The 4,855-nt window shown below is 68.0% G+C and carries 2 protein-coding genes; one reads left to right on the top strand and one right to left on the bottom strand.

Annotated elements, in window-relative coordinates:
• Positions 1 to 1,484 (bottom strand): condensation domain-containing protein (locus tag ACZ592_RS40285; protein ID WP_471586752.1); only part of this gene is annotated, 1,484 nt, incomplete at its 3' end.
• Positions 1,485 to 2,060: 576 nt separating this feature from the next.
• Between ACZ592_RS40285 and ACZ592_RS40290 the strand changes: the two genes are divergently transcribed.
• The coding region (locus ACZ592_RS40290) for a non-ribosomal peptide synthetase (protein WP_471586753.1) at positions 2,061 to 4,855 on the top strand (2,795 nt) is incomplete at its 3' end.

Raw genomic sequence — 4,855 nt, forward strand, 5'->3', positions numbered from 1 at the left:
CTGCCATCTGCCGCCACCAGTGCGGGAGCATCCGGTGTCTGGGCGACCCGCGCCGCGAACAGGGCCGGCGCCGTCCCCTCCGGCACTTCGACAGCGGGTCCGGCACTCCACGTGTCCATCACGCGCTCACGCTCAGCAGCGGAGAGCAACTCCACCGCCCCGACCCGCTGACCCGCATCCTCCGCCACGGAACTCAGCACCCGAATCAGGCGCTCGGCGATGACGGCGACCGTTTGGTGGTCGAATCGGTCGGCGCGGAAGTCCAGTCGCAGCTTGAGGGCTTCACCGGGTGACACGGCAAGGCTCAGCGGATAGTGGGTCGCATCGCGCCCTTGCGTGGACGTGGCCCTGAGACGGGATGACTGGTGTTCGGCGGAGCTCTCGCGGTCGGCGGGGAAGTTCTCCACGGCCATGACCGTGTCGAAGGCGTCTCCGACTCCTGCCGTCCGCTGAATGTCCGTCAGGGACAGGTGCTGGTGCGGCAGGAGTGCGCCCTGCTCGGCCTGCACCCGGCCCGCCAGGTCGGCCCAGGTGTCCTCGGGCTCAAGCCGTATCCGGACCGGGACCGTGTTGATGAACAGGCCGATCATGCTCTCGATGCCCGGAATCTCGGGCGACCGCCCCGACACCACGGCACCGAAGACCACGTCGTCCTGACCCGTCGCCCGACCGAGGAACACACCCCACGCGCACTGCACCAGGGTGTTCAGCGTGACGCCCAGACGGCGGGCCTGGACGTGCAGCGCGGTCGTGGTCTCCTGCGGCAGATGCGTGACAAAGCGCTCCGGGAAAGTTGCTGCCGGGTCGTCAGCCGAGCCGCTCACGGCCTGAGTTGCAAGATGGGTGGGCTCCGCGCCGGCCAGTGCGTGGGTCCAGGCCTCACGTGCTCCCTCGCGGTCCTGTTCGGAGAGCCAGACCAGGTACTCCCGGTAGGGCGTCACGGGAGGGAGGACGCTGTCGTCGCCCTTGGAGTCGTACAGGGCGAGGAGTTCGCGTACCAGCAGGGACGACGACCAGCCGTCGACGAGGACATGGTGCTGGGTGACGACCAGTCGGCTGTGGTCGACCGAGGCGGACCCGTCGCCGTCGGAGTGCCTGAGGAGCGCCATGCGCAGCAGCGGCGGACGGTCGAGTTCGAACCGTCGGGCCCGCTCCGTGTCGGCGAACGCGCGGAGCTCGGCTTCGGCTTCCCCGGGCGGCAGGTGAGAGAGGTCGACCTCCGTCCACGGCAACTCGACGTCGCGCGCGACGACTTGGACCGGCTCGTCGAGGTCGTCCACCCAGAACGCGGCTCGCAGGTTCGCGTGCCGGTCGAGCAGTGCCTGGCCGGCCGCGCGCATCGCCTCGGCGTCCAGGGCACCTTCGAAGTCCAGGATCAGCTGCACGACATAGGCATCCGGCCCCTCGCGGTCGGCAAGGGAGTGGTAGACCAGCCCCTCCTGCAGCGGCGACAGCGGCCAGATGTCCTCGAGCTCATGCGACAAGGTTGATCCACTCTCCGTACCAGGCGCAGCAACGTGCAGAGGAAGCCCATTGACAGTGCGCGCGACCACTTCACCGGAACCGGGTCGCGGCCGTCCGCCCGCCGGCTCCCGCGCCGGATCGACGGGGCGGGAAACTGGGCGTCGGCGTGCCGCACACACCGGTCATGAATGTCTTGGGCAGTCGCGCAGATATGGGTAAACGGCGCGTGTCGTCAGGGTGGCCCAAGAAGTTGGGAAAGGACGTCAGCTCGGCTTGTTCACCCGATTCGCCAGGGAATGACCCGCCGATGGGCCAGATGTGCCTGCCGCGCCCCACTGAGGAATGTCTGCACAGCCCCCTCCTCCGTTCATAGCGCTCCCCCCGTATCGGAGCCATGAGTTGTAGGGACACTACAACCGTCCTTGCGGCCTGTACATGTGACCCCCGTCACAAGGGCGTGAAGAGCAGGTCGGAGCGCAGGATGGCTGTGCCGTCAATGCAACCGGGGCCGGCCGACGTGATGTGTGATTATGTGGACGCCCGGCGAGTGCCGGGGTGGATGCACGTCACTGCGGGGGGCTTTGATGACTGGTCCGATGGATGAGCAATGGCCCCTAACGCTTGCCCAGGCAGGGGTGTGGTTTTCCGCTTCCCTCGGGCCCGGCTCCTCGGTCTACAACGTCGGCGAGCGCGTCGAAATCCGCGGACCCGTCAATCCGGATATTCTTGAGCAGGCGTACGCGGCGACCCTCGCGGAAGTTGAAACGCTGCGGCTGGCCGTGGTTGAGGGGCCGGACGGTCCGGTACAGATTCCCGACCGCGTCGGTCCGGTGGCCGTGCGGCGGCTCGATTTCGCCGCTCAGGAGGATCCGGGCGCGGCGGCCGAAGCGTGGATGGCGTCGGACGTGGAGTCCGCGTTCGATCTCGCGCAAGGGCCGTTGTATGCGCCGGCATTGCTCACGGTCGGGCCGAACCGCCACATCCTGTACAGCCGTTACCACCACGTCATCATGGATGCGTGGAGTTCCGCGCTGATCACCCGGCGTACCGCACAGCTCTACTCCGACATGGTGGCGGACCGCCCGGACAGCGGCACCCCGCTCTCCCCGTTCCGTGATCTGGTGGAACGTGAGACGGCCTATCGGGGCTCGGACGAGTACGAGGACGACCACCGCTTTTGGCTCAAACGACTGCAGGACGCGCCCGACCCGGTAACACTCTCCGGCCGCCCGTACCGCGCGCCCCAGAACATCCTGCGTAGCCGTACCACGCTCAGTTCGGGTCTTTCGGATCAATTGCGTTCGGCCGCCGCCGAACTCGGGGTCGGCCTTTCGGTATTGGCCGTGACGGCTACTGCCGCATACGTGAGCGGTGTCACTGGAGAGAGCGCGATCACCGTCGGACTTCCGCTGTCCGGACGCCTGGACGAGACCGAGCGGAATACGCCGGGAATGACGGTCAATGTCGCGCCGCTGCACATTACGGTACGCCCGGAAATTTCCCTGAAGAAACTGGCCAGAAAAGTCTGGGCCCAGACGACTCGGGCTTCGCGGCACAGTCGATTCCGGATGGAGGATCTGCGCCGCGAACGTTTGCGGATGTCGGGGGAAATCCTTCCTCACGGACCCGTGGTCAATGTCATGACTTTCGACTACGACATCCGATTCGGTGATCACCCGGCAAAAGCGAGCAGCCTCTCGCAGCGGCACACCGAGGACTTCTCCTTCGTCTTCTACGAAGGGGAACACGAAGGTCGCATCGAGGTGTACTTCGACGCGAACGACCGTATGTACAGCCGAGCGGAAATGGACGCCCACGTCGAGCGGTTCCTGCTATTCCTGGAGCGCATGGCGGAAGCTTGCCCCGACCGGCCGATCGGTTCGGTCAGCCTGCTCAGCGCCGGTGAGCGTGAGCGTGTGATGGGCGAGTGGGGCCGCGGGCACGCGGTGGAGGTACCGGAGGGCACGGTGCCGGCCTTGTTCGAGACGCAGGTCACGCAGACGCCGGATGCCGCGGCGCTGGTGGCCGCGGACGGCAACACCGTTTACTCGTACGCCGAGTTGAACGCCAGGGCGAATCGTGTCGCGCGATTGCTGGTGCAACAGGGCGTGGGGCCCGAGCAGTTGGTGGCGCTCGCGCTGCCGAGGTCGCCGGAGCTGATCGTGGCCGTGCTGGCCGTACTCAAAGCGGGTGCGGCGTATCTGCCGCTGGACGTGGAGTATCCGGTGGAGCGGATTCGCTTCATGGTCGAGGACTCCCGGCCCAGCGTGCTGCTGGTGGACTCCGTCGCCCGGGACTCCACCGCCGTGCCTGCGGGAATCTCCGACGACTGCGCCGTCCTCTCCCTGACCGATCCGGCGGTCGAAGACCGCCTGGCGAGCTTGTCGGCGGCCGATCTGACGGACGCGGACCGGCTGGGCGTGGCGGCACCGGAGCACCCGGCGTACGTCATCTACACGTCGGGCTCGACCGGTACCCCCAAGGGTGTGGTGGTTCCCCACCCCGGCCTGGTGAATCTCGCTCTCGCGCTGCGCGATCACTACGGGATCGGTGACGGGAGCCGTGTGCTGCAGTTCGCGTCGCCGAGCTTCGACGCGGCGGCGTCCGAGATCTTCCGAACCCTCCTGGCAGGAGGGGCGCTCGTCCTGGCCGACCCGGTGGACCTGACGCCCGGGGAGGCGCTGACGGGTGTCCTGGTGAACGCCGGCGTGACCCACTGCACGCTCCCGCCGTCCGCGCTGAGCGTCATGGACACGGCCAGGGTTCCCGCTTCGATGAAGCTGATCGTCGCGGGCGAGGCCTGTGACCCGGACACTGCGGGGCGCTGGTCCGCGGGGCGGCGGATGTTCAACGCGTACGGGCCGTCGGAGACCACCGTGTGCGCCACGGTGAGCGAGCGCTTGTCGGGGGCGGTTGCGCCGCCGATCGGCAGGCCGATCGCGAACGTACGGACGTACGTGCTGAATGCCGGCCTTGCTCCGGTGCCGCCCGGCGTTCCGGGTGAGTTGTACGTGGCCGGGGCAGGTGTCGCGCGCGGCTATCTGAACCGACCGGGGCTGTCGGCGCAGCGCTTCATCGCCGACCCCTACGGGCCTGCCGGGTCGCGCATGTACCGCACGGGTGACCTCGTGTCCTGGAACGACGACGGCAGTCTGCGTTTCCTGGGCCGCGCGGACGACCAGGTCAAACTGCGCGGCTTCCGCATCGAACTCGGCGAGGTCGAGGCCGCGTTGGCCGCCTGCGCCGGGGTTCGGGCCGCCACGGCAGTCATCCGCGAGGACCGGCCCGGCGACCGACGCCTCGTCGGCTACATCGTCGCCGATGAGGCCGTCGACATCGACCAGGTGAAGAAGACGGTTGCCGCGCGGCTGCCCGACCACATGGTCCCCGC

Source organism: Streptomyces sp. NPDC040622, from assembly GCF_055593965.1.